The sequence below is a fragment of the Jiangella aurantiaca genome (assembly GCF_004349105.1).
Lineage (GTDB): Bacteria > Actinomycetota > Actinomycetes > Jiangellales > Jiangellaceae > Jiangella > Jiangella aurantiaca.
This window is the reverse complement of record NZ_SMLB01000016.1, coordinates 61,729-81,412: the sequence shown is the minus strand read 5'-3', so window position 1 is coordinate 81,412 and position 19,684 is coordinate 61,729. Positions and strand designations below refer to the sequence as shown.

Sequence of the window (19,684 nt, the reverse complement as noted above, 5' to 3'; positions counted from 1 at the left end):
GTTCGCCGGGGTTTGCCGCGTTGGCCGGGGGTGTGCCGTTGGCCGTCCCCCTGCTGCCCATTCTCTTGGCCGCGCACGCGGTCGAAGAACGGGCAGCTATCAGGGGGACGGGGGGTGTGGCGACGGCCCGGTCCGGGTGGGCGTTGGCGGTCTTCGATAGGACGGTGGCGGGGTATCCAGGTCGCGGGGCCGCGGTGTCCACATGGTGAGATTTGCCGGCGTTTCGGGGGCCATCATGAGGTTTTCTGGAGCCTCACCACGCCTGTAATCGTGTTGAGGCTCGGGTGATCCTGGTGATGTACGCGATCCTTGATGATCATCGCAGTCCACAGGCGCCAACGGCGCACCGGACCACGCCAAGCGACCTTGAGCTGTGCCCAGACGCGCCCCGTCCCCTGATAGGTGCCCGTTCTTAGGCCGCGGAGCCGCGGGTCAAGCGGTCATCGCCGCGCGAAGCGCCAATAGTCCGCTTGAGGCGCGGTTTCGCGGCCAAGAGAATGGGCAGCAGGGGGACGGCGACGGTACGACCCCGGCGAACGACCAGTCGAGCCGACCGAGTTCACCGAGTCGAACCCTGGCCCACGGATCGGGCCGAACCGCCCTATTTCTGCGCCGGCCGATTGGTCAGGACGAGGCGCGGTCGGCGCCGTTCTCGCCGTTGCCGGGCGTCATGGCGTCGTCGAGCCAGCGGCGCAACTGGGTCTCGGTGAGCTCCGGCGCCCGGGCCAGCGCGACCGCCTCGACTGCGGCGCGGGTGGCCGGGCCGAGCCGGCGGGTGCGCTGGGCGATGAGCCGCGCCTTGGGCAGCGTGATGCGGCCCTCGTCGAGGGCGGTGAGCGTGGCCGGCAGGCCCGTCACGAGGTCGACCGCCAGCGAGACCAGCTCGGTGGCGGCGTCGAGCTCGAGGTGCAGCGTCTCGGCGATGGTGCCCGCGGTCGCCGGGCCGCCGGGCGGGTCGGTGCGGCCGGCCAGCTCGGCGATGAAGCGGGCCTGCATGGCGTCGAGGTGGGCACCCTGGCGTTGGCAGGCGGCCGTGACGCGGGGGAGGTCGCGGCGGGACAGCGCGGGCGGCTCGAACGTCTCGAGCACGGCGTTGAGCACCGTGCCGGGACCGAGGCCGGCCCAGGCCGCGCTGGGATGATCTCCGGGGCGAATCATGACCGGACTCTATCGCACGTGTGTTCGAAGAAGCGACCGAAAATCCACTATCCGGCCGGACGCAGCACCGCCAGCACCGGCCGGTGGTCGCTGCCGCCGGCCGGGTCGAGCACGCTGAAGGCCACGACGTCCCAGGCGCGGGCGTCGGCCAGAACGTGATCGATCGGCGCGCCGGCCCACGACGGCCAGCCGGCCGGCCAGGTGCCGACGGCGGCCGCGTCGCGTTCCGCGGCGGCGTCAGCGCACGACGCCGGCGACCGCAGCGCCGGATGGTCCAGCGTCGCGTTGAAGTCGCCGGCGACGATCGCGCCCTCGACGCCCTGGCACCGCCCCACCGCCCAGGCGGTATCGGAGCGCCAGCGGGCCATCGCGTCGGCAGTGGGCGGCCACGCGTGCACCGCGGTGATCGGCGGGCCGTCCGACCCCGCCGCCGACCGGACGGTGAACGAACCGAGCCCGCCGGACGGGTCCGGCTGCGGCTCGCCGTACGTCCCCAGCGACGACGCCACCAGCAGCCCCGTCGCGGAGGTGATGCCGACGTCGACCTGGTGGTGGAAGACCTGGAAGTCGCCGCCGGCCAGCGCGGCGGCCCGCTCCGTCGTCGCGGCGGAGGTCTCCGGCAGCACGACGACGTCGGCGCCGGACGTCGTCACCAGGTCCGCGACCACCTCCGGCCCGGCGCCGTCGTAGAGCGTGTTGAACACCAGCACCCGCACCTCGCCGGGCGCGTCCGCCACCGGGACGGGGTCGGACGACAGCCCGCGCGACAGCAGCACGCCGGCGGAGAGCACCGTCGCCGACGCGATCACCCCGGCCACGGCGGCCAGCGGCCAGCGCGCCCGGCGGATCGCCAGGGCCAGCACCGCGACCAGCACCGCCGCCCCGGCGCCGGCCACCGTCGCCACGCCGCGCAGCGCCACCACCTGGGCCGGGCCGTAGACACCGGACAGCCCGAGCGCCTGTGGCCACACGACGACCACCGCCACCAGCGCGGCGGCCACCGTCGACCAGGCGAGCCACGCCCGTCGGCGCCGGCTCACGCCGAGACGGCGTCCAGCGCCAGCTCGACCATCTCCGCGAACGTCCGCTCGCGCTCGTCGGCCGACGTCTCCTCGCCGGTGACGAGGTTGTCGCTCACGGTGCAGACCGCCATGGCCCGCGCGTCGAACTTCGCCGCCAGCGTGTAGAGGGCGGCCGCCTCCATCTCGACGGCCAGGACGCCGTACTGCGTCAGGCGATCCCGCAGCTCGGGGCGGTCGTGGTAGAAGACGTCGGTGCTGAAGATCTGCCCGACGTGGTACCGGGCTCCGGCCGCCTCGGCCTTCTCGACGTAGGCCCGGACCAGCGAGAAGTCCGCCGTCGGGGCGTAGTGGAAGCCCTCGAAGCGCAGTGCGTTCATGGACGAGTCGGTGGCCGCGGAGATCCCGACGACGAGGTCGCGGATGGCGACGTCGGCCAGCAGCCCGCCGCACGACCCGACCCGGACCAGCGTCTTCGCGCCGTACTCGGCGAGCAGCTCGTGCACGTAGATGGAGATGGACGGCTGGCCCATGCCGGTGCCCTGCACCGAGATGCGCTCGCCCCGGTACGTGCCGGTGAAGCCGAGCATGTTGCGCACCTGCGAGTAGCAGGTGACGTCGTCGAGGTACGTCTTGGCGATCCACTCGGCGCGCAGTGGGTCGCCCGGCAGCAGGACGGTCTCGGCGATCTCGCCGGACGCGGCGGCAATGTGGGTGCTCACGAGTGCAAACGGTATCCGGCGTAGGGTCGTGGGTCGTGCACGAGGCCTACGTCTTGCCCGGACCCCTCGCTCTGTCGCGCTCCACCGTCGACCGCGCCGCCGACCGCCGCGCCGACGCCGCCTGGGTGGACTCCCTGTGGGCCGACGGCGCCACGCGGGTGCTCCTGGTCGGCGACGGCATGGTGCCGGTCGACGGCGACGCGCTACGGTTCGTCGCGCCGACCGACGCTCCGGACGGCGACCGTTTCCTGCTCGGCCTCGACGACGGCGTCGCCTTCGTCGCCGTCCGCCTCGAGGGGAAGCCGGACGGCGGCGCGACGCTGCGCGAGGTGGGCGCAGTGCTGGGCGACCGCGACGCCGGCCTGGCCGTGCACGCGATCGCGCTGGCCAACTGGCACGCCAACCACCGGTTCTGCCCGCGCTGTGGCGGCCGCACCCGGCCGGAGTCGGGCGGGCACATGCGGGTGTGCGAGGTGGACGGGTCGCAGCACTTCCCGCGCACCGACCCCGCCGTCATCGTCCTGGTGGTCGACGAGCGGGAGCGCTGCCTGCTGGGCAGGTCGGCGGCCTGGCCGGGGCGCCGGTTCTCGACGCTGGCCGGCTTCGTCGAGCCGGGGGAGACGCCGGAGCACGCCGTGGTCCGCGAGCTGTACGAGGAGGTCGGCGTGCGGGTGACGTCGTGCCGTTATGCGGGCGCGCAGCCGTGGCCGTTCCCGTCCAGCCTGATGCTCGGCTTCTACGCGACGGCGGCCGGCGACGATCCGGTGCCTGACGGCGACGAGATCGCCGAGGCGCGCTGGTTCAGCCGTGACGAGCTGGCGGCGGCGATGGGGCGCGGCGACGTGCTCCCGCCGAGCGGAATCTCGATCGCCCGGAAGCTGATCGAGGGCTGGTACGGCGGGCCGCTGCCAATCGACGTCAGCCGGCGGTAGCGGTCAGCTTCTCCTTGACCTGCGACGGGCTCGGGTTGGTCAGCGAGCTGCCGTCGGCGAACACCAGCGTCGGCACCACGGCGTTGCCGCCGTTGAGGCTCATGACGAGGTGGGCGGACTTCGGGTCGGCCTCGATATCGATCTCGTCGAACGTGATGCCCTCGCGGTTCAGTGCGGACTTGAGCCGACGGCAGTAGCCGCACCAGGTAGTGCTGTACATGGTGAACCGCGACATCGACTCTCCCGCTTCTCGACGTTGTTTGCCGTGACAGCTATCCCAACACGAACGTCCGCCCGGATTGTTCCGTGGCGCCTCGCATCCTGTCGGTGCCGGCTGCGAGGATGGGGCGATGCGCGCACCCGACGTCCTGGCCGGCCTCGATCCGGAGCAGCGAGCGGTCGCCACCGCGCTCAGCGGGCCGGTCTGCGTCATCGCCGGCGCCGGCACCGGCAAGACCCGCGCCATCACCCACCGCATCGCGCACGGCGTGCACACCGGCGCCTTCGACCCGCGCCGCACGCTCGCCGTCACGTTCACCACCAGGGCGGCGGGCGAGATGCGCGGCCGGCTGCGCGCGCTCGGCGCCGAGGGGGTCCAGGCCCGCACGTTCCACTCCGCGGCGCTGCGCCAGGCCCGGTACTTCTGGCCGCAGATCACCGGGTCCGACCTGCCCGAGATCAGCCAGAGCAAGCTGCCCATCGTCGGCTCGGCCGCGTCGCGCTGCCGGGTCCCCACCGACCGCACGGTGCTGCGCGACCTCGCGTCCGAGATCGAGTGGGCCAAGGTCAGCAACGTCCTGCCCGAGGCGTACGTCACGGCGGCCGAGGCGGCGCATCGCGAGGTCGGCGGCGTCGACCCCGACTCCGTCGCCCGCGTCTACGCCGCGTACGAGGACCTCAAGACCGACCGCAACGTCCTCGACATGGAGGACATCCTGCTCGCCGCGGTGGGGCTGCTGTCCGGGCACCCGGGTGTCGCCGAGGCGGTCCGGTCGCAGTACCACCACTTCGTGGTCGACGAGTACCAGGACGTCTCGCCGGTCCAGCAGAAGCTGCTCGACCTCTGGATGGGCGAGCGCACCGATGTCTGCGTGGTCGGCGACCCCGCGCAGACCATCTACTCCTTCGCCGGCGCCCAGCCCGACTACCTCGTCCGGTTCCCGCAGCGCTTCCCCGGCGCCATCGTCGTGCGGCTGTTCCGCGACTACCGCTCCACGCCCGAGGTCGTCGGCGTCGCCAACGGCGTGCTGCGCGCGGCTCGCGACTCCCACCAGGGCGTCGTCCTCGAGGCGCAGCGCCCGCCCGGCCCGAAGCCGGTCTTCGTCGAGCACGCCGACGAGCTCGCCGAGGCCGCGTGGGTGGCCGACCAGATCGCCAAGCTGGTCGCCAACGGCACGCCGCAGCGCGAGATCGCCGTGCTGTTCCGGGTCAACGCGCAGTCCGAGGCCTACGAGCAGGCGCTGGCCGACGCCGGCGTCGCCTACATCGTCCGCGGCGCCGAGCGGTTCTTCGACCGCGGCGAGGTGCGCCAGGCGGCCATGCTGCTGCGCGCCGCGGTCCGCACGGCCGACGGCGCTCCCGACGCCCCCGACGCCGCCGCGGCCACGTCCGCCGTCCTCAGCGCCGCCGGCTGGACGCCCACGCCGCCGGCCGGTGGCGGTGCCGCCCGCGAGCGCTGGGAGTCGCTGGCGGCGCTGGTGTCGCTGGCCGAGGAGGTCGTCGCGGCCAAGCCGGGCGCGGGGCTGGCAGACGTCGTCGACGAGCTCGAGGCGCGCGCCACCGCCCAGCACGCCCCGGTCGCCGACGGCGTCACGCTCGCGTCGCTGCACTCCGCCAAGGGCCTGGAGTGGGACGCCGTCTTCGTCGTCGGCTGCCACGAGGGCACCCTGCCGCTGAGCTACGCCGAGACGCCCGCGCAGATCGAGGAGGAGCGCCGGCTCCTCTACGTCGGCATCACCCGCGCCCGCGAGCACCTGTCGGTGTCGTGGTCGCTGGCCCGCCAGCCCGGCGGCCGCGGCAACCGCCGGCCCAGCCGGTTCCTCGACGGCGTCCGTCCCGGCGGCGGCGCCCGCAGCGACCACCGGGCCGAGCGCGGGCCGGGCGGCAAGGGCCGCCGGTCGGGGGCGCCGGCCCGCTGCCGGGTCTGCGGCGCGCCGCTGGTCGACGCCGTCGACCGCAAGCTCGGCCGGTGCGGCAGCTGCCCGTCGTCGATGGACGACGCGCTGTTCGAGACGCTGCGCGCGTGGCGGCTGGAGCGGTCGCAGGAGCAGAAGGTGCCGGCCTACGTCGTGTTCACCGACGCCACGCTCATCGCCATCGCCGAGACCACGCCGGTGAACGAGACCCAGCTTTCGGCCATCCCCGGGGTCGGCCGTACGAAGCTCGACCGCTACGGCGCCGAGGTTCTGGAGCTGTGCCGAGAAGTCGCCGAAAAATCACCGTAAAAATAGGTTGCCCCTTACACCGGGCCGGGAATAGCATGTCCGAGCACCTTGCAATGCAGGGTGCCCACGATCCGGAGAGACCGGCTCGGGATTGACGCCGAAAGGAGGGACGCCCTGATGAAGATCACGACTCTGAACCCGTCTGTGTGCGGTGTCGGCTTCGCGTATGAGCGCGCCCTCGGTGGTGTCTCCCTGAGCACTCGGGTGCGTTCCGTCGCGCCCGTCACCGCCCCGATGACGGGTGAAGTGCGTCCGCAGGCAGGCGATGCCCAGACGGCGCACCTCGTCGATGGGGTCAAGAGCGGCGTGCGCGTCCGCACCTGGGGTCCACCGGTCTAGCCATGAGAAGACCGGCGCCTTCCAGGCCGCGGACCCCACACCGGGATCCGCGGCCTTTTTGTTTGCCCGAACCGACACGAGGAAGGGAGGTGACCGAACTCATGATGCTGACCAGCGTTCTCGACCGGGCCGTAGCGGCCGACGAGTCCATTCCCTGCCGGAAGGACCCGGAGCTGTGGTTCGCCGAGTCGCCGGCTGACGTCGAACACGCCAAGCAGCTCTGCCAGGAGTGCCCGGTGCGGGCGCAGTGCCTCGCCGGTGCGATGGACCGGGCCGAGCCCTGGGGCGTGTGGGGCGGAGAGCTCTTCGTCTCCGGAGTCATCGTGGCGCGCAAGCGTCCGCGTGGCCGCCCCAGGAAGAACGAGATCGCGGCGTAGTGGGACCAGCACTCCGCGGCGATGTGACTTCTGCAAGACCAACGGCAGCTGCCGACGACCGATGACCCCGATGGACGGACCGACATGACGACCGAGCTCTGGGCCGAGACGGCCACCCCAGATCTTCCGAAGACCACTTCCACCACCGTGAACCGAGACTTCAGGAGCACTGAGATGCATCTCATGAACGAAGCCCTCGCGCGTGCGCACTGTACGGAGCAGCGCGAACGGGCGATGGAGGAACAGCGAGTACGACGCGTGCTGGCGATCCGCCGGATGGACCGGCGGGCCGCCCGGGCGGCGCAGCGAGCCAGGAACCTGGCCGCCGCGGCGGTCGCCCTGCGCAGCAGTGCCTACTGATCGGGTTGAGGCCGTGTCTGTCCGATGACAGGCTGAGGCTTCGTGAGCGCCGGTCGTGAACGCGCCGTCCAAGCAGTTGCCGGGTCCCGCCGCAAGCCGACCCCGAGGTCCCAGGCGGCGGCAAGTCCCACAGCGGAGATAGAGATACTGAGCGACCCCGCGCTGTCCGGGATCGTCGACCTCGTGGCCTGGCTCGAGGACGACGACGGACGGCGCGGGGTCGTCGTCCTGCTCACCGCCGACCATGGCTTCGAGGGCCCCGACCCCGCGTGCACGGGTGGTTGGGACCAGTCGTTGCGATCGACCGGCGTCGGGTTCGACGATGTCGGGCCGGGGCTCGCGTACCTCGGTGCAGTGGGTGGGGGAATCCGACGATGACGACTACGGGGGAGATCCGCGTGTCCGAAGCGGTGGCGTGCGCACTCTGTGGAACGACCACGGACGACGTGCCGCTGACGTGGGTCAGCAGCGTGGAGCGGGGCCGGACGGTGTACTACTGCGACCGTTGCGCCCGCGACAACCTGCGCTCCATCGAGGCCCGGCTCGACGCCTCCTGGTGGTGACCGGGCGGACTCCCTTGATCATCAACCTTTGAGTCGTCAGGGCAGCTCAAAGGGTTGATGATCATGGGTGGCCGCTCGACCGCGCGGCGCAGCACCCGGACGGCGCCGTCGGGGTCGGGGAGTCGCCCCAGACGCCCGAGCCGCACGACCGGCAGGTCGCCGCCGAGCGCGAACGTGCCGCTCGGGGCGGCGCTGAGGGTGGTGCTCGACATGGGCGCTCCGGGGTCGAGGGTCAGGACCTGAAGCCGGGCAGCCACCGTTCCAGCTCGGCGGAGAAGGGCGCCTCGCAGTCCAGCTGCGACAGCACGCCGATGCCGCCGATCCAGACCCGGTGGATGAGCAGGTACGACGGTGGCAGGTTCAGCTTCAGCCCGATGGAGTAGCCGGGCCGGCGGGGGTCGTTGATGCGGGCGAACTGCTCGCGCATCCACGGCCGGTTGAAGTGGAACCGCTCGACCCGGGCCGGTTCGAGGAACGGCGCGAGGTAGTCGTAGAGGTCCTCGGGGTCGAGGTCGATGTGCGCCTTGACGAAGCCCTCCTCGCGCAGGCCGTCGAGCATCTCGTCGGCCTCGCCGGCCAGCGCGCGGCGCATGAGCTGCCCGATGGACGGCGGCAGCCCCTCCGGCAGCCGCGCGACGGCGCCGTAGTCGAGGACGCCGAGCCGGCCGTCGGCGGTGATGCGGTAGTTGCCCGGATGCGGGTCGGCGTGCAGCAGGCCGGCGCGGGTCGGCCCGGAGAACAGGAACCGGACGTACAGCAGCCCGGCCTGGTCGCGCTCCTCCTTGGTGCCGTCGGCGATGACATTGGACAAAGGCCGGCCGTCGAGCCACTCGGACACCAGCACGTGCTCGGCGCCCTCGACCAGCTTGGGCACGGCGAACTCGGGATCGCCGTCGTAGGCGAGCGCGAACCCGTCCTGCGCGTCGGCCTCCATGCGGTAGTCGAGCTCCTCGACCATGCGGTCGTGCAACTCCTCGACCAGCGCCTTGGCGTCCATGCCGGGTACCAGCGCGCCGACGGAGCGGCCGAGCCGCGCGACCTGGCGCAGGTCGGAGCGCAGCGCGTCGCCGGCGCCGGGGTACTGGATCTTGACGGCGACCGTGCGGCCGTCGTGCCAGACCGCCTTGTGCACCTGGCCGATGGACGCCGACGCGGCCGGCCTGTCGTCGAAGGACCGGAACCGGTCGCGCCAGTCGCGTCCGAGGTCGGCGGCGAGCACGCCGTGGACCGTCGCGGCCTTCATCGGCGGGGCGGACTCCTGCAGCTTGGTGAGCGTGGCGCGGTACGGCGCGGCAAGCTCCTCCGGGATTCCGGCCTCGAGTACGGACAGCGTCTGCCCGAACTTCATCGCGCCGCCCTTGAGCTCGCCGAGCACCCGGAAGATGTGCTCGGCGGTGCGCAGCTGCACGTCGGCGCTGACCGACTCGGACGACGCGCCGCCCAGCCGCTTGCCCAGGCCAAGCGTGGCCCGCCCGGCCAGGCCCAGAGGCAGCGACGCGAGCTTGAAGGCGCGGTTGACGGCATTGCGTGGCAGATCGCTCACGTCTCCCATTGTGCCGTCTCGTCATCGCGGGCCGCCCAACCGCACCCACAGCGCGGATGACGGGTCCAGCTCCGCCGCCGCGGCAGCCCGGACGGCAGCGTCACCTCGATGGTGCCGTCAACCGCGGCCGGGGTGTAACCGTCCAGGTGAGCGAGCACCTGCGTGGCGGCCAGCCCTGCGACGACGGCGGCCAGCGCGCCGTCGCAGGCCGGTTCCGGTGGGGGCCGGCGCAGCGCCTGATCGAGCACCAGCGGCCAGTGCGGGTCGCGCGCGGTGCGGTGCAGATCGTGGCAACGCAGGCACGACGACCGGCCCGGCAGCACCAGTGGCCCGATGACGCCGGTCACCTCGACGACCTGGGCGAACAGGTGCGGGATGCCCTGACGGATCAGGTCGGCGGCCTCCTCGCGGCCGGTGACACCGGTCGGCGCGAGCACGGCGAGGCTCGGCCCGGCCGGACGCTGGCCCGCGGTGGTGTCGCGCCCGGCGTCGGCGCGGAGCAGCGGGTCGAGCGACCGCCGCCGGGGCGTGCCGACGGCGTCGGGCGGGTAACCGCCGGGGCCGACGTCGCCGGGGCGGACCGGCTCGCCGTCGAGGACGGCGACCGTGCCGACGCCGGCCGCGGCCAGCAGCCGGGCGATCTGGGCGCCGACCCGGCCTGCGCCGTGGACGTCGACGCGCATCCGGCCGCGGCGGGCCAGCGCGTCGTCGCCGCCGTCGGGTGCACGGGCCAGCAGGCCGGCGCTGGAGCGGTCCGGCTGCCGCCGCGGGTCGGCCGGGCCGAGCCGGTCGCCGTCGACCACCGCGCCGGCCGCCAGCAGCAGCTCGGTGAGGTGGTCGGCGGCGGACCGGCCCAGACCCAGCTCGGCCGCCAGTTCCCGCAGCGCCGCGAGGTCGGCCGCGCCGGTCATCGCCTCGACGACGGCCCGCTCGGGCCGGCTCAGCCCGCCCACGACCAGCGCCAGCCCCGGCGTCGCGCCCACCTGCAGGGTGGACTCGTCACGCCAGGTACGGCTCAGCGCGGGATGGAGGATCGGACGCACAACGGCATCCTGCCTCGTCCGGCGCCGCCGTGCGTTCCGCTGTCCACAGGCCCCGCGGCTCGGGCGTCAGCGCCCGGGAGTCGGCCTCAGACGCGGCCGAGGATCCGGTTCAGATTGGTGGAACAGACCGGGCAGGTGGCCTTCGCCATCCGGGTGCCCTTGTCGTTGACGACGATGTCGCCGGTCGCCTCGCGCTTCTCCTTGCACTTCACGCAGTAGAACTCGCCCGTGTACGTCTCAGCCATTCGTGGCCTCCCTTTCCTCGTTGCAGGAGTGGAAGCAGCAGGTCAGCCGCGTCCCCCGTGTGGTTGAGCCGACACACTACGCCAGCGAGCGGATCCTTCGAGGCAGAAATGACGAGCGGGAATGTGCGCTCGGCGGGATCTCAGTTCCGTTGACGGGCGCGCGCCTTCCCCGGACGCGCGGAGGTGTCATCGTTTTCCGAGATCCCACCGAGCGGGATCGGGCGGCCCGTGCGAAGTGTGGTGTGCAAGGGATTCGAGCCGCCGGACATGACAGTGAACGTACGGCGATCGCCGGGTGGCGGCAACGGGAACGGCGGGGGATCATCCCAAGGCTGTGGATAACCCTGTGGACGACCTGTGCAGGACCCCGGGGGTCCTTGTGGACCACCGGTGTGCAGCGTGTTGACAACCTGGCACCGATGTAACGGCGGGCGCCCTGACCAGCGCTGATGCAATCCACCACATGTGCACGAAGAAAGTGTGGCCGGCGTCGCGTCCACGTAGCCGATCGAGCCGGGCATTGGCGCCGTAGGCCGCATTCCCGGCCAGTTATCCACATTGCATCCAAGCATTCCCCAGCGGATGGGTTTACGGTGCAACCATGGAGGCACCGGACGTCGAGATACGGCGCTCGCTGCGCCGCCGACGCACCGTCACGGCGTTCCGCGAGAACGGCCGCATCGTCGTGTGCCTCCCGTCGCGGCTCAGCAAGGCCGAGGAACGCCGGTGGGTCCAGGTCATGCTCGACCGGCTGGCGGCCCAGGAGAAGCGCCGGCGGCCCAGCGACGAAGGACTGCTCGCCCGGGCCGGTGAGCTGTCGCGCAAGTATCTTGGCGGCCGCGCCATGCCCAGCAGCGTGCGCTGGAGCTCGACCCAGCGGGCCCGCTGGGGCTCGTGCACGCCGACCGACGGGTCGATCCGCCTGTCCAGCCGCCTGCAGGGGCTGCCCACATGGGTGATCGACTACGTGCTGGTGCACGAGCTGGCGCACCTGCTGGTCAACGACCACGGCCCGGAGTTCTGGGCGCTGGTCGGGAAGTACCCGCGGGCCGAGCGGGCGCGCGGCTTCCTCGACGGTTACAGCCACGCGGCCGGCGCGGTACCCGCTGACCCGGACGGCGAGGGCGACGAGGACGACGTCACCTGACTCGGTGCCCGATTCGGGTGGATTCGCCGGTGAACGTGGGTAACGTCTGGCGGTGACATCGACGCAGGCGTTCGGGGGCATCCCCGCGGGCACCATCACCTGGGACGGGTTGCTGACCGGCGCGCTCGCCGTCCCGGCCACGTTCCTCGCCGCGCTGCTGGTGTTCTGGCTGCAGTCCCGCCACGGTGCGCGGCAGGGCCTCGTCGAGGCGGTCGAGTCGCTGCGTGAGCTGGTGATGCGGGTGGCGTCCGCGCCGGCCCCGGCGGACGGCCCCTGGGTGCCGGGCGGGGCACGGCGGCTGACGGAGGACGACGCACGGCTGTTCGTCGAGCTCGGTGAGCGGATCGCCCGAGTGCGCTCGCGGTGCGGCCGGCGCGACCGTGCGCTGGCCGCGGGGCTGCGCGACGCGCACCTGAGCGTGATAGCGGCCGTCGTCACCGGCGAGACCGCCGAGGCCGCCGCCGTCTGGCGGTTCCTCGACGCCTGGCTGGACTCGCGGGGCGGCGTGCGCAGCGGCCGGATCACCATCGAGGCGCTCCGGCCCGGCCGTGGCACGGCGGGCGAGCGTGTGCCCGCGCGGTCCTGACCTCGGATGTCATCGGGCCTTCCTCGGGACCCGGGCGGCGGCGTCAGAGTGCGGCCCGGGCGGCCGCGATCAGCCCCACCACTCCGCCACCGAGCGGGGCCGGGAGGTCGTCGTAGCCGAACCAGCCGAGGTCGTGCGACTCGTCGCTGACCGCGGCGACCGCACCGGCCGGCGCCAGCGCGAGGTACTGGACGTCCAGGTGCTCCTCGGCCACGCCCGGCCGGCACGGTGCCGGATGACGGTCCAGCTTGATCGGCCACCCGCCGGCGCCGAGCGTCAGCCCGGCGATTCCGCTCTCCTCGGTGGCCTCGCGCAGCGCCGTCGCCGCGAGCGAGCCGTCGCCGTCCTCGCAGTGCCCGCCCGCCTGCAGCCAGAGGTTCGTCCGCCCGTGCAGGAGCAGCAGCACCCGCTCGCCGGCGGGATCGACGATCAGCGCGCTGCCGGTCAGGTGCGCCGGGACGCAGTCACGTCGCATCGCCCGCGGGTGGGCGCTCAACACGTCGAGGTAGTCGCGCCGCAGCCGGTCCTGCTCCGGTGACGGCGCGGCCCATCCCGACAGCACGGCGACGGCGTCGGCGTGCAGCGGGTCGGCCGGCATCAGGAGGGGCTGCCGCCGTTCTCGTCCTCCGGCGGCGCCGGGGTGTCGTCGAGCCCGGACATGTCGAAGTCGTCCTGGGCGAGGAACGCCGCCGGGTCGGCGAGATCGTCGGCCGACGGCATGAGGTCGGGGTGCGCCCAGACGGCGTCGCGGCCGTCGGCGCCGCGGGCCTCGCGGACAGCGGCCCAGAACGCGGCCGCCTCGCGCAGCTTGCGCGGCCGCAGCTGCAGCCCGACCAGCGTCGCGAAGGTCTGCTCGGCCGGTCCGCCGGACGCGCGGCGGCGGCGGACGGTCTCGCGCAGCGCCGCCGCCGACGGCAGCCGCTCGGCCGTCGCCTGTGTGACGACGTCGTCGACCCAGCCCTCGACCAGGGCCAGCGCCAGTTCGAGGCGGTCGAGCGCGGCCTGCTGCTCCGGCGTCGTCGGCACGTCGAACAGCCCGCCCTCGAGCGCCTCCTGCAGCGCCTCGGGCCGCTGCGGGTCGATCTCGCGCATCTTCTCCTCGATGGCGCTGGTGTCGACGCTCACGTTGCGGGCGTACTCCTCGACCAGCGCGACGATGTGCGCCCGCAGCCACGGCGCGTGGCCGTACAGCCGGACGTAGGCGGCCTCGCGCAGCGCGAGGTAGAGCGTGACGTCGCGCGCCTCGACCCCGAGGCCTTCGCCGAAGGCGCGGACGTTGGCCGGCAGCAGCGCGGGGTGCCCGGCGGCCAGCGGGACGCCGATGTCGGCCGAGCCGACCACCTCGCCGGCCAGCTTGCCGATGCTCTGGCCGACCTGCGCGCCCCACATGGAGACGCCGACCTGCTGCATCATGCCGACCAGCGGTCCGGCGGCCTGCGCGACCTCGGGCGGCAACGACTTGCTCATGGCCTCGGAGACCCGGGCGGCCAGCGGCTCGACGAGGTCCTTCCAGGCGGCGTGGGTGCCCTCGACCCACTCGGCCCGGCTCCAGGTGCGTGGCGAGCCGCCGGTGGACGGGAACGTGGTGGCGTCGTTGAGCCAGGTGTCGGCCAGCCGGAACGCGTCGTCGACCTCGCGGCGGTCGGTGCCGCTGACCGAGCGGTCGCCGGCGGCCGAGACGACCTCGCGGGCGGCCTGGTTGGCGAGGTTCCAGTTCACCGGCCCGCCGGACCAGGAGAACATCTGGCCGAGCTGCTGGAACATGGCGCCGAGGTCGGGGCTGCCGCCGGGGCCGCCCGGACCACCCGCGCCGAACCTGCCGAACAGCCCGCCGAACGGATCGTTCGGACCGGAGCCGCCGGACTCACCCGAGCCGGAACCGGACTTCTCGGGCCGGTTGTCGTCCGGGTCGTCGGCGGAACGGAAACCGAAGGGGACATCATTCATGGCAGCGCCTCGGGCAGGATGGGAAGCGTTCGGGAGCGCCTCATGCGTTCCACGGTAGTCGTTGAAGGGGATTTCGTGGGCAGACAGTCGGGCCGGGTTCGCGCTGGGCGCAACGGTGGCGACGGGCTGGTGATCGCGGTCACCGGCGCGTCCTCCGGCGTCGGCCGCCTGCTGGCCGCACGGCTGGCCGCCGGCGACGACGTCGCCGAGGTGGTGGGCCTCGACGACGCCCGCGGCGACGTCGACGGCGTCACCTGGCGCGTGATCGATCTCACCGATCCCGCCATCGTCACCAGGCTGGCCGGCGTCGACGCCGTCGTGCACGCGGCCGTCGACATCGGCATCACCGACGATCCCGCCGTCCGCTCGCACCGCAACGTGCGCGGCACGCAGACCATCCTGACGGCGTCCGCGGCGGCCGGCGTCAAGCACGTCGCCGTCCTCACCAGCGCGATGGTCTACGGCGCCCAGCCCGACAACCCGGTCCCGCTCGACGAGGACGCCCCGCTGCGCGCGGAGCCCGACGGCTCGATCATCAGCGACCTGCTGGAGATCGAAGACCTCAGCGCCCGGGCGCCGCGGTCGCACCCGGCGATGTCGGTGACTGTGGTCCGCCCCGCCGCCGTGGTCGGCCCGGGCGTCGACACCGTCCTGACCCGCCATTTCGAGGCGCCGCGACTGCTGGTCGTGCGCGGCAGCGAGCCGGCCTGGCAGTTCTGCCACGTCGACGACCTCGCGTCGGCGCTGGAGTACGTCGTCCTGCACGACGTCGCCGGGCCGGTCGCCGTCGGCAGCGAGGGCCACCTCGACCAGGCGATCGTCGAGGAACTGTCCGGCCGCAGCCGCATCGAGCTGCCGGCGTCGTTCGCGTTCGGCACGGCGCAGCGGCTGCACCGCCTCGGCGTCACCCCCGCGCCGGCCAGCGAGCTGCACTACGTCACCCGGCCGTGGGTCGTGGCCGGCGAGCGGCTTCGCAAGGCCGGCTGGCACCCCCAGTACGACAACGCCGAGGCGCTCCGGGCGCTCATGGAGGAGGTCGGCGGCCGGCACGCGCTGGCGTCGCGGCGCATCGGCAAGCGCGACGCGGCGACGGCGGCCACCATCGGCGCCGCCGGTGCCACCGTCGCGATCCTCGGGACGGCGGTCGTGGTCCGCAAAGCGCGTCGCCGAAAGAGGACTTGAGCGGTGGCACGCCCCACGGCCAGGGCCCGCCGAGAAATAGAGTGCTGAGACATGGACGTCATCCGGCTGCTCGACGTGCGGCCCGACCCGCTCTCCGTCGACGAGGTGCTGGCCGCGGTGTCCGACCGCGGCGCCGGCGGCACGGTCGTGTTCGTCGGGACGGTCCGCGAGGCCGACGGCGGCCGCGGCGTCACCGGGCTCGACTACGAGGCGCACCCGACGGTGGCTGAGGTGCTGCGGACTGTCGCCGAGAAGGTCACCGCCGGCACGCCGCTGCGCGCGCTGGCCGCCGTCCACCGCGTCGGCCACCTCGAGATCGGCGACGTCGCCGTCGTCGTGGCTGCCGCCGCCGACCACCGCCAGGAGGCGTTCGCCGCCTGCCGTCAGCTGATCGACGACCTCAAGCGCGAGGTCCCGATCTGGAAGCACCAGCGCTTCGACGACGGCGGCGAGGAATGGGTCGGCTCGCCCTGAGATCGGGTGAAACGCGCACCGGTCCTCATCGCGTCTTCTGAGTGAGGACGACGAACGGAGGCTGGCAGTGGCCGGCGACGCGGAAGGCTTCACCGACTTCGCCACGTCGTGCAGCGGGCGGCTGTTCCGGACGGCCTGGCTGCTGACGGGCGACTGGCACCTGGCAGAGGATCTCGTGCAAGAGACCCTCGGCAAGGTCTACCGCGCGTGGACCAAGCGCAGCCGGCCCGACGACCCCGCCGCGTACGCCCGCACGACGCTGGTGCGCACGTTCGTCTCGCACCGCCGGAGGCGCGGGTCGGCAGAGCGGCCCACCGACTCGGTGCCGGACACACCGGGCGGCGAGACGGACGTCGCGCTGCGGGTCACGCTGCTCGGCGCGCTGGGCCGGCTGGACGCGAAGGACCGGGCGGTGCTGGTGCTGCGCTACTGGGAGGACCGCAGCGTCGAGGAGACCGCCGCCGAGCTGGGCCTGTCGGCCGGCGCGGTGCGGTCCCGCAGTTTCCGTGCGCTCGACCGGCTGCGCGCCGTCCTCGGGACCGACGCCGACGATCCGACCAGGAGCGGAGTGGCACGATGACCATCGAAGAGGAGCTCGAGCTGGCATTGCGGGCCGAGGCGGCCCGGATCGACCCGCCGGTCGCGGAACTCGTCAGCGGCGGCGTCACGCGTGGGCGCGAGCTGCGGCGGCTGCGCCGGGCGCGGCTGGCGGTCGGCGGTGCCGCGCTGGCCCTCGTCGCCGGTGCCGGCTCGGTGCTCGCCGTCCCCTTCGTCGGTGGCGACGGCGACAGCGGCCCCGTCGCGGACGACGGCCGAGCCGGCAGCGAGACCGTCGCCGCGCCGCCGCAGGCCGATCCCGTCGCCGAGATCGATCCGGACGCCGTCCTCGACGCCGTCGTGGCGCTGCTGCCGCCTGGCGAGATCACCGACGTCACCGCCGACGCACTGGACCCGACGTCGGCCTGGTTCGACTTCGTGTACGACGACGGCGACGGCGCCGGCTGGATCAGCGGGTCGGTCGCCGTCGCGGCGGTCGCGGAGCCGCCGGTGTGCCCGGTCATCGTCAACGGCGGCACCTGTGAGGTGCGGACCCTCGACGACGGCACCACGCTCGTGCTCGAGGCGGGTCCGTACTATCCGCAGCCCGACCGTGAACCTCACCGGCTCCAGTGGCGTGCGACCGCCGTCGCCCCGAGCGGGCTGTCGGTGCATGTCGGCGAGATGAACACGCCCACCGAGAAGCAGTCCGAGCCGACCCGGTCCGAGCCGCCGTTCTCGCTGGAGCAGCTCGCCGCGGTCGTCACCGACGACGTCTGGTCCGAGCTCACGGCGGGCGTGTCCCCGCCACCGGCGCCGGAGGACCCGGGTGACGAGATCACCGACGAGGCGCGGGCGCTGGCCGAGAACCTCGGCCCCGGCTGGACACCCAGCGGCATGGACGCGGCCGACCCGGGCCCGGACGTCACCGCCGGCCTGCCCGACGGTGTCGAGGCGGGCGCGGCGATGATCATGGAGATCGGCGCCGAGCTGAGCGTGGCTCAGCACTGCGACCCCATGGAGGAGAAGGGCCGCATCACGCAGCCCTGCACCACGACGACCGCGCCGGGCGGCGAGACCGTGCACGTCCAGTGGGCCACGACCACGCTCGACGGCCCGTACGCGCGAGGCGGCTACAGTGCGGAGGTGTGGGTGATCGCCGGGACCGACGAACGGAAGTTCCGGGTGAGCCTCTTGGTAGGCGACTCCGCGGACGCCACGACGCCGGAGCGCCGCGACGCCATGGCCGCCTGGCTTGAGGAGCAGGTCGACGATCTCGCCCGCGCCGCCACGGCCGCCCTCCCGGGAGAGCAGGGCTGACCACGTACTCTTACGGTGTCCGTGCCCGTTCACCGTGAGGACCGACCACACCGATGACCCGCCGATCCGCGACGCTCGCCGTCGCCGGTGCCCTGATCGTCGCGCTCGTCGCGGTCGCGTCCTTGTTCCACCTGCCGTACGTCGTGTACTCGCCCGGCCCGGTCGAGGACACGCTGGGGGAGTGGAACGGCCAGGAGGTCATCCGGATCGACGGCGCCGAGACCTACCCGACGGACGGCGTGCTCGACCTCACGACAGTCGGGGTCACGTCGGCCGACGCCGACCTCGACCTGCTGACGGCGCTGCGGGCGTGGCTCGACCCCGATCGTGCCGTCGTCCCGCGTGAGCTGGTGTACCCCGAGGGCACGACGGCCGAGCAGTCGCGGCAGCAGAACGCCGCGATGCTCGCCAACTCCCAGCAGAACGCCGAGGTCGCGGCGCTGCGCAAGCTCGGCTACGACATTCCGCAGACGGTGGTCGTCGACGCCGTCGTCGAGGATGCCCCGGCCGACGGCGTCCTCGAGCCCGGCGACGTCGTCGTGTCCGTCGACGGCACCGCCATCGCCACCCCGGAGGACGTCGTCGCCGCCGTCACCGCCCACGAGCCCGGCGAGACCGTCACGTTCGTCGTCGAGCGCGACGGCGAGCAGCTCACCGAGGACATCCAGACCATCGCAGCCGAGGACGACGGCCGGGCGCTGGTCGGGTTCAGCCCGACGCTCGGGTTCGACCTGCCGGTCGACATCGAGATCGGCATCGACGAGCGCATCGGCGGCCCGAGCGCCGGCATGATCTTCGCCGTCGCCATCTACGACACGCTGACGCCGGGCGCCCTGCTCGACGGCACTCACGTCGCCGGGACGGGCGAGATCAGCCCCGACGGCGCGGTCGGCGCGATCGGCGGCATCCAGCAGAAGATCGCCGCCGCCAATCACGACGGTGCGGAGCTGTTCCTCGCCCCGGCCAGCAACTGCGACGAAGCGGTCGGCGGCAACAACGGCGACATGCACGTGGTCCCGATCGAGACCCTGGACGACGCCGTCAGCACCATCGAGGCGTTCGTCGCCGGCGACACCGACGACCTGCCCACCTGCCCCGCCACCTGATCGTTTCCAGTGGGCGCCGGATCAGTGGAACGTCTCGGCCAGCGCGTTGCCAAGCTCGGGCGACAGCTCCGCGCCGCGGATCAGCTCGTCGTCGGCTTCGTGGCCGCGGATGCGCAGCACCGAGGCCCGGGTGCCGTCGCGCATCACGCCGACGACGACACGGACGTCGGAGCGGTCAGGGTGCTGCTGCGCCCACTGGGCGGCGAGGCCGTCGTCGTCGGGCACCTGGTCCTCGGCGCCCGGCGGCAGCACGATGCGCTCGAGCGCCAATGCGCACCCGGTCACGGTGTCGGGCCAGGTGATCTCGAGGAGGAGGTCCTCGATCGGCCGGCCGGCGACGTCCTGTTCGATCGGGGTGAGCGAGTCGGCGGGCGCGTCGGGGTCGATGCCGAGGCTCGCGGCCAGCGCGGGCTCGCGGGACACCAGGTCGGCGGTCGGGGCCAAGGCGTACAGCCGGGCCGGCTGGTCCCACCCGTCGCCGCGGACGTGCTGTTCGATCTCGGCGATCGCGCGGACCAGGGCGCTCGGCTGGTCGTCCGTCGTGCTCATGACGGCATCGTCGCACGCGCGGCGACGCCCCGCGAAACCGGTCACGACCGGGCGACGAACAGGTCACGGTTCACTCAGAACCGTCCGCCGA

Annotated in this window: 24 protein-coding genes; 14 read left to right on the top strand and 10 right to left on the bottom strand. The window is 73.2% G+C overall.

Translation table 11 applies throughout. The annotated features are described in order from the left end of the window. Nucleotides 1-624: 624 nt before the first annotated feature. The 3 genes from E1262_RS13910 to deoD are packed head-to-tail and all read right to left on the bottom strand — an operon-like array spanning nucleotide 625 to nucleotide 2,899. Nucleotides 625-1,158, bottom strand: a complete 534-nt coding sequence (locus E1262_RS13910) for a DUF222 domain-containing protein (RefSeq protein WP_132103728.1) — start codon at nucleotides 1,156-1,158, stop codon at nucleotides 625-627. A 47-nt stretch (nucleotides 1,159-1,205) separates the two neighbouring features. Further along, the gene (locus tag E1262_RS13905) at nucleotides 1,206-2,198 is read right to left on the bottom strand and encodes an endonuclease/exonuclease/phosphatase family protein (protein ID WP_162605897.1); all 993 of its coding nucleotides are present in this window, start codon (nucleotides 2,196-2,198) and stop codon (nucleotides 1,206-1,208) included. Further along, a complete protein-coding gene (gene deoD / locus E1262_RS13900; RefSeq protein WP_132103726.1) occupies nucleotides 2,195-2,899 on the bottom strand; it encodes a purine-nucleoside phosphorylase in 705 nt (234 codons plus the stop codon). Before deoD ends, E1262_RS13905 begins: the two co-directional genes overlap by 4 nt. A 35-nt stretch (nucleotides 2,900-2,934) precedes the next feature. Here deoD and nudC point away from each other — a divergent pair, with 35 nt between their 5' ends. Further along, nucleotides 2,935-3,831, top strand: a complete 897-nt coding sequence (gene nudC, locus E1262_RS13895; RefSeq protein ID WP_203453854.1) for an NAD(+) diphosphatase — start codon at nucleotides 2,935-2,937, stop codon at nucleotides 3,829-3,831. On the opposite strand, the gene E1262_RS13890 is transcribed toward nudC, so the two are convergent. After that, the gene (locus E1262_RS13890; RefSeq protein ID WP_132103725.1) at nucleotides 3,818-4,066 is read right to left on the bottom strand and encodes a mycoredoxin; all 249 of its coding nucleotides are present in this window, start codon (nucleotides 4,064-4,066) and stop codon (nucleotides 3,818-3,820) included. The two genes, nudC and E1262_RS13890, sit on opposite strands and share 14 nt — an antisense overlap. A 115-nt stretch (nucleotides 4,067-4,181) precedes the next feature. Here E1262_RS13890 and E1262_RS13885 point away from each other — a divergent pair, with 115 nt between their 5' ends. The 6 genes from E1262_RS13885 to E1262_RS13865 all read left to right on the top strand — a co-directional run bounded on the left by E1262_RS13885 (nucleotide 4,182) and on the right by E1262_RS13865 (nucleotide 7,914). Then, the gene (locus tag E1262_RS13885) at nucleotides 4,182-6,275 is read left to right on the top strand and encodes an ATP-dependent DNA helicase UvrD2 (RefSeq protein WP_132103724.1); all 2,094 of its coding nucleotides are present in this window, start codon (nucleotides 4,182-4,184) and stop codon (nucleotides 6,273-6,275) included. Between the two features lie 117 nt (nucleotides 6,276-6,392). Continuing rightward, a complete protein-coding gene (locus E1262_RS13880) occupies nucleotides 6,393-6,614 on the top strand; it encodes a hypothetical protein (protein ID WP_132103723.1) in 222 nt (73 codons plus the stop codon). A 2-nt stretch (nucleotides 6,615-6,616) separates the two neighbouring features. Further along, complete coding sequence (locus E1262_RS13875) at nucleotides 6,617-6,991, top strand: WhiB family transcriptional regulator (protein WP_420810525.1); 375 nt, start codon at nucleotides 6,617-6,619, stop codon at nucleotides 6,989-6,991. A 183-nt stretch (nucleotides 6,992-7,174) separates the two neighbouring features. Beyond that, entirely contained in the window at nucleotides 7,175-7,351 is a 177-nt protein-coding gene (locus E1262_RS30340; protein WP_162605896.1) for a hypothetical protein, read from the top strand. 183 nt (nucleotides 7,352-7,534) lie between these two features. Then, a complete protein-coding gene (locus tag E1262_RS13870) occupies nucleotides 7,535-7,729 on the top strand; it encodes a hypothetical protein (RefSeq protein WP_132103722.1) in 195 nt (64 codons plus the stop codon). Nucleotides 7,730-7,749: 20 nt separating this feature from the next. Then, the gene (locus E1262_RS13865; protein ID WP_203453853.1) at nucleotides 7,750-7,914 is read left to right on the top strand and encodes a hypothetical protein; all 165 of its coding nucleotides are present in this window, start codon (nucleotides 7,750-7,752) and stop codon (nucleotides 7,912-7,914) included. Nucleotides 7,915-8,146: 232 nt separating this feature from the next. Here E1262_RS13865 and E1262_RS13860 read toward each other — a convergent pair whose 3' ends face one another. The 3 genes from E1262_RS13860 to E1262_RS30900 all read right to left on the bottom strand — a co-directional run bounded on the left by E1262_RS13860 (nucleotide 8,147) and on the right by E1262_RS30900 (nucleotide 10,745). Beyond that, entirely contained in the window at nucleotides 8,147-9,457 is a 1,311-nt protein-coding gene (locus E1262_RS13860) for an ABC1 kinase family protein (protein WP_132103720.1), read from the bottom strand. Next, a complete protein-coding gene (locus E1262_RS13855; RefSeq protein ID WP_132103719.1) occupies nucleotides 9,454-10,500 on the bottom strand; it encodes a hypothetical protein in 1,047 nt (348 codons plus the stop codon). The genes E1262_RS13860 and E1262_RS13855 overlap by 4 nt, the downstream gene beginning before the upstream one ends. Nucleotides 10,501-10,586: 86 nt before the next feature. Then, nucleotides 10,587-10,745: a DUF5679 domain-containing protein gene (locus E1262_RS30900; RefSeq protein ID WP_092623275.1), complete on the bottom strand. Its 159-nt coding sequence runs from the start codon at nucleotides 10,743-10,745 to the stop codon at nucleotides 10,587-10,589. Nucleotides 10,746-11,346: 601 nt separating this feature from the next. Between E1262_RS30900 and E1262_RS13850 the strand changes: the two genes are divergently transcribed. Both E1262_RS13850 and E1262_RS13845 read left to right on the top strand, forming a co-directional pair. Then, complete coding sequence (locus E1262_RS13850) at nucleotides 11,347-11,892, top strand: M48 metallopeptidase family protein (protein WP_203453852.1); 546 nt, start codon at nucleotides 11,347-11,349, stop codon at nucleotides 11,890-11,892. A 52-nt stretch (nucleotides 11,893-11,944) separates the two neighbouring features. Next, nucleotides 11,945-12,478 carry a hypothetical protein gene (locus E1262_RS13845; RefSeq protein ID WP_132103718.1) on the top strand — a complete coding sequence of 178 codons (534 nt, stop codon included), beginning with the start codon at nucleotides 11,945-11,947 and terminating at the stop codon, nucleotides 12,476-12,478. Nucleotides 12,479-12,521: 43 nt separating this feature from the next. On the opposite strand, the gene E1262_RS13840 is transcribed toward E1262_RS13845, so the two are convergent. Then, nucleotides 12,522-13,076, bottom strand: coding sequence for an NUDIX hydrolase (locus tag E1262_RS13840; protein ID WP_132103717.1), 555 nt, complete (start codon nucleotides 13,074-13,076; stop codon nucleotides 12,522-12,524). Next, nucleotides 13,076-14,425 carry a zinc-dependent metalloprotease gene (locus E1262_RS13835; RefSeq protein WP_132103716.1) on the bottom strand — a complete coding sequence of 450 codons (1,350 nt, stop codon included), beginning with the start codon at nucleotides 14,423-14,425 and terminating at the stop codon, nucleotides 13,076-13,078. Before E1262_RS13835 ends, E1262_RS13840 begins: the two co-directional genes overlap by 1 nt. Before the next feature lie 75 nt (nucleotides 14,426-14,500). Here E1262_RS13835 and E1262_RS13830 point away from each other — a divergent pair, with 75 nt between their 5' ends. The 5 genes from E1262_RS13830 to E1262_RS13815 all read left to right on the top strand — a co-directional run bounded on the left by E1262_RS13830 (nucleotide 14,501) and on the right by E1262_RS13815 (nucleotide 19,044). Further along, nucleotides 14,501-15,607, top strand: a complete 1,107-nt coding sequence (locus E1262_RS13830; RefSeq protein ID WP_203453851.1) for an NAD-dependent epimerase/dehydratase family protein — start codon at nucleotides 14,501-14,503, stop codon at nucleotides 15,605-15,607. Nucleotides 15,608-15,658: 51 nt separating this feature from the next. After that, the gene (locus E1262_RS13825; protein WP_132103714.1) at nucleotides 15,659-16,081 is read left to right on the top strand and encodes a molybdenum cofactor biosynthesis protein MoaE; all 423 of its coding nucleotides are present in this window, start codon (nucleotides 15,659-15,661) and stop codon (nucleotides 16,079-16,081) included. Between the two features lie 67 nt (nucleotides 16,082-16,148). After that, nucleotides 16,149-16,661, top strand: coding sequence for a SigE family RNA polymerase sigma factor (locus tag E1262_RS13820; RefSeq protein ID WP_132103713.1), 513 nt, complete (start codon nucleotides 16,149-16,151; stop codon nucleotides 16,659-16,661). After that, nucleotides 16,658-17,938 (top strand): hypothetical protein, encoded by a 1,281-nt coding sequence (locus E1262_RS30335; protein WP_162605895.1) that lies wholly within the window; start codon nucleotides 16,658-16,660, stop codon nucleotides 17,936-17,938. The genes E1262_RS13820 and E1262_RS30335 overlap by 4 nt, the downstream gene beginning before the upstream one ends. Before the next feature lie 53 nt (nucleotides 17,939-17,991). Then, complete coding sequence (locus E1262_RS13815; RefSeq protein ID WP_132103712.1) at nucleotides 17,992-19,044, top strand: YlbL family protein; 1,053 nt, start codon at nucleotides 17,992-17,994, stop codon at nucleotides 19,042-19,044. Between the two features lie 21 nt (nucleotides 19,045-19,065). Here E1262_RS13815 and E1262_RS13810 read toward each other — a convergent pair whose 3' ends face one another. After that, the gene (locus E1262_RS13810; protein ID WP_132103711.1) at nucleotides 19,066-19,593 is read right to left on the bottom strand and encodes a PPA1309 family protein; all 528 of its coding nucleotides are present in this window, start codon (nucleotides 19,591-19,593) and stop codon (nucleotides 19,066-19,068) included. Between the last annotated feature and the right edge of the window lie 91 nt (nucleotides 19,594-19,684).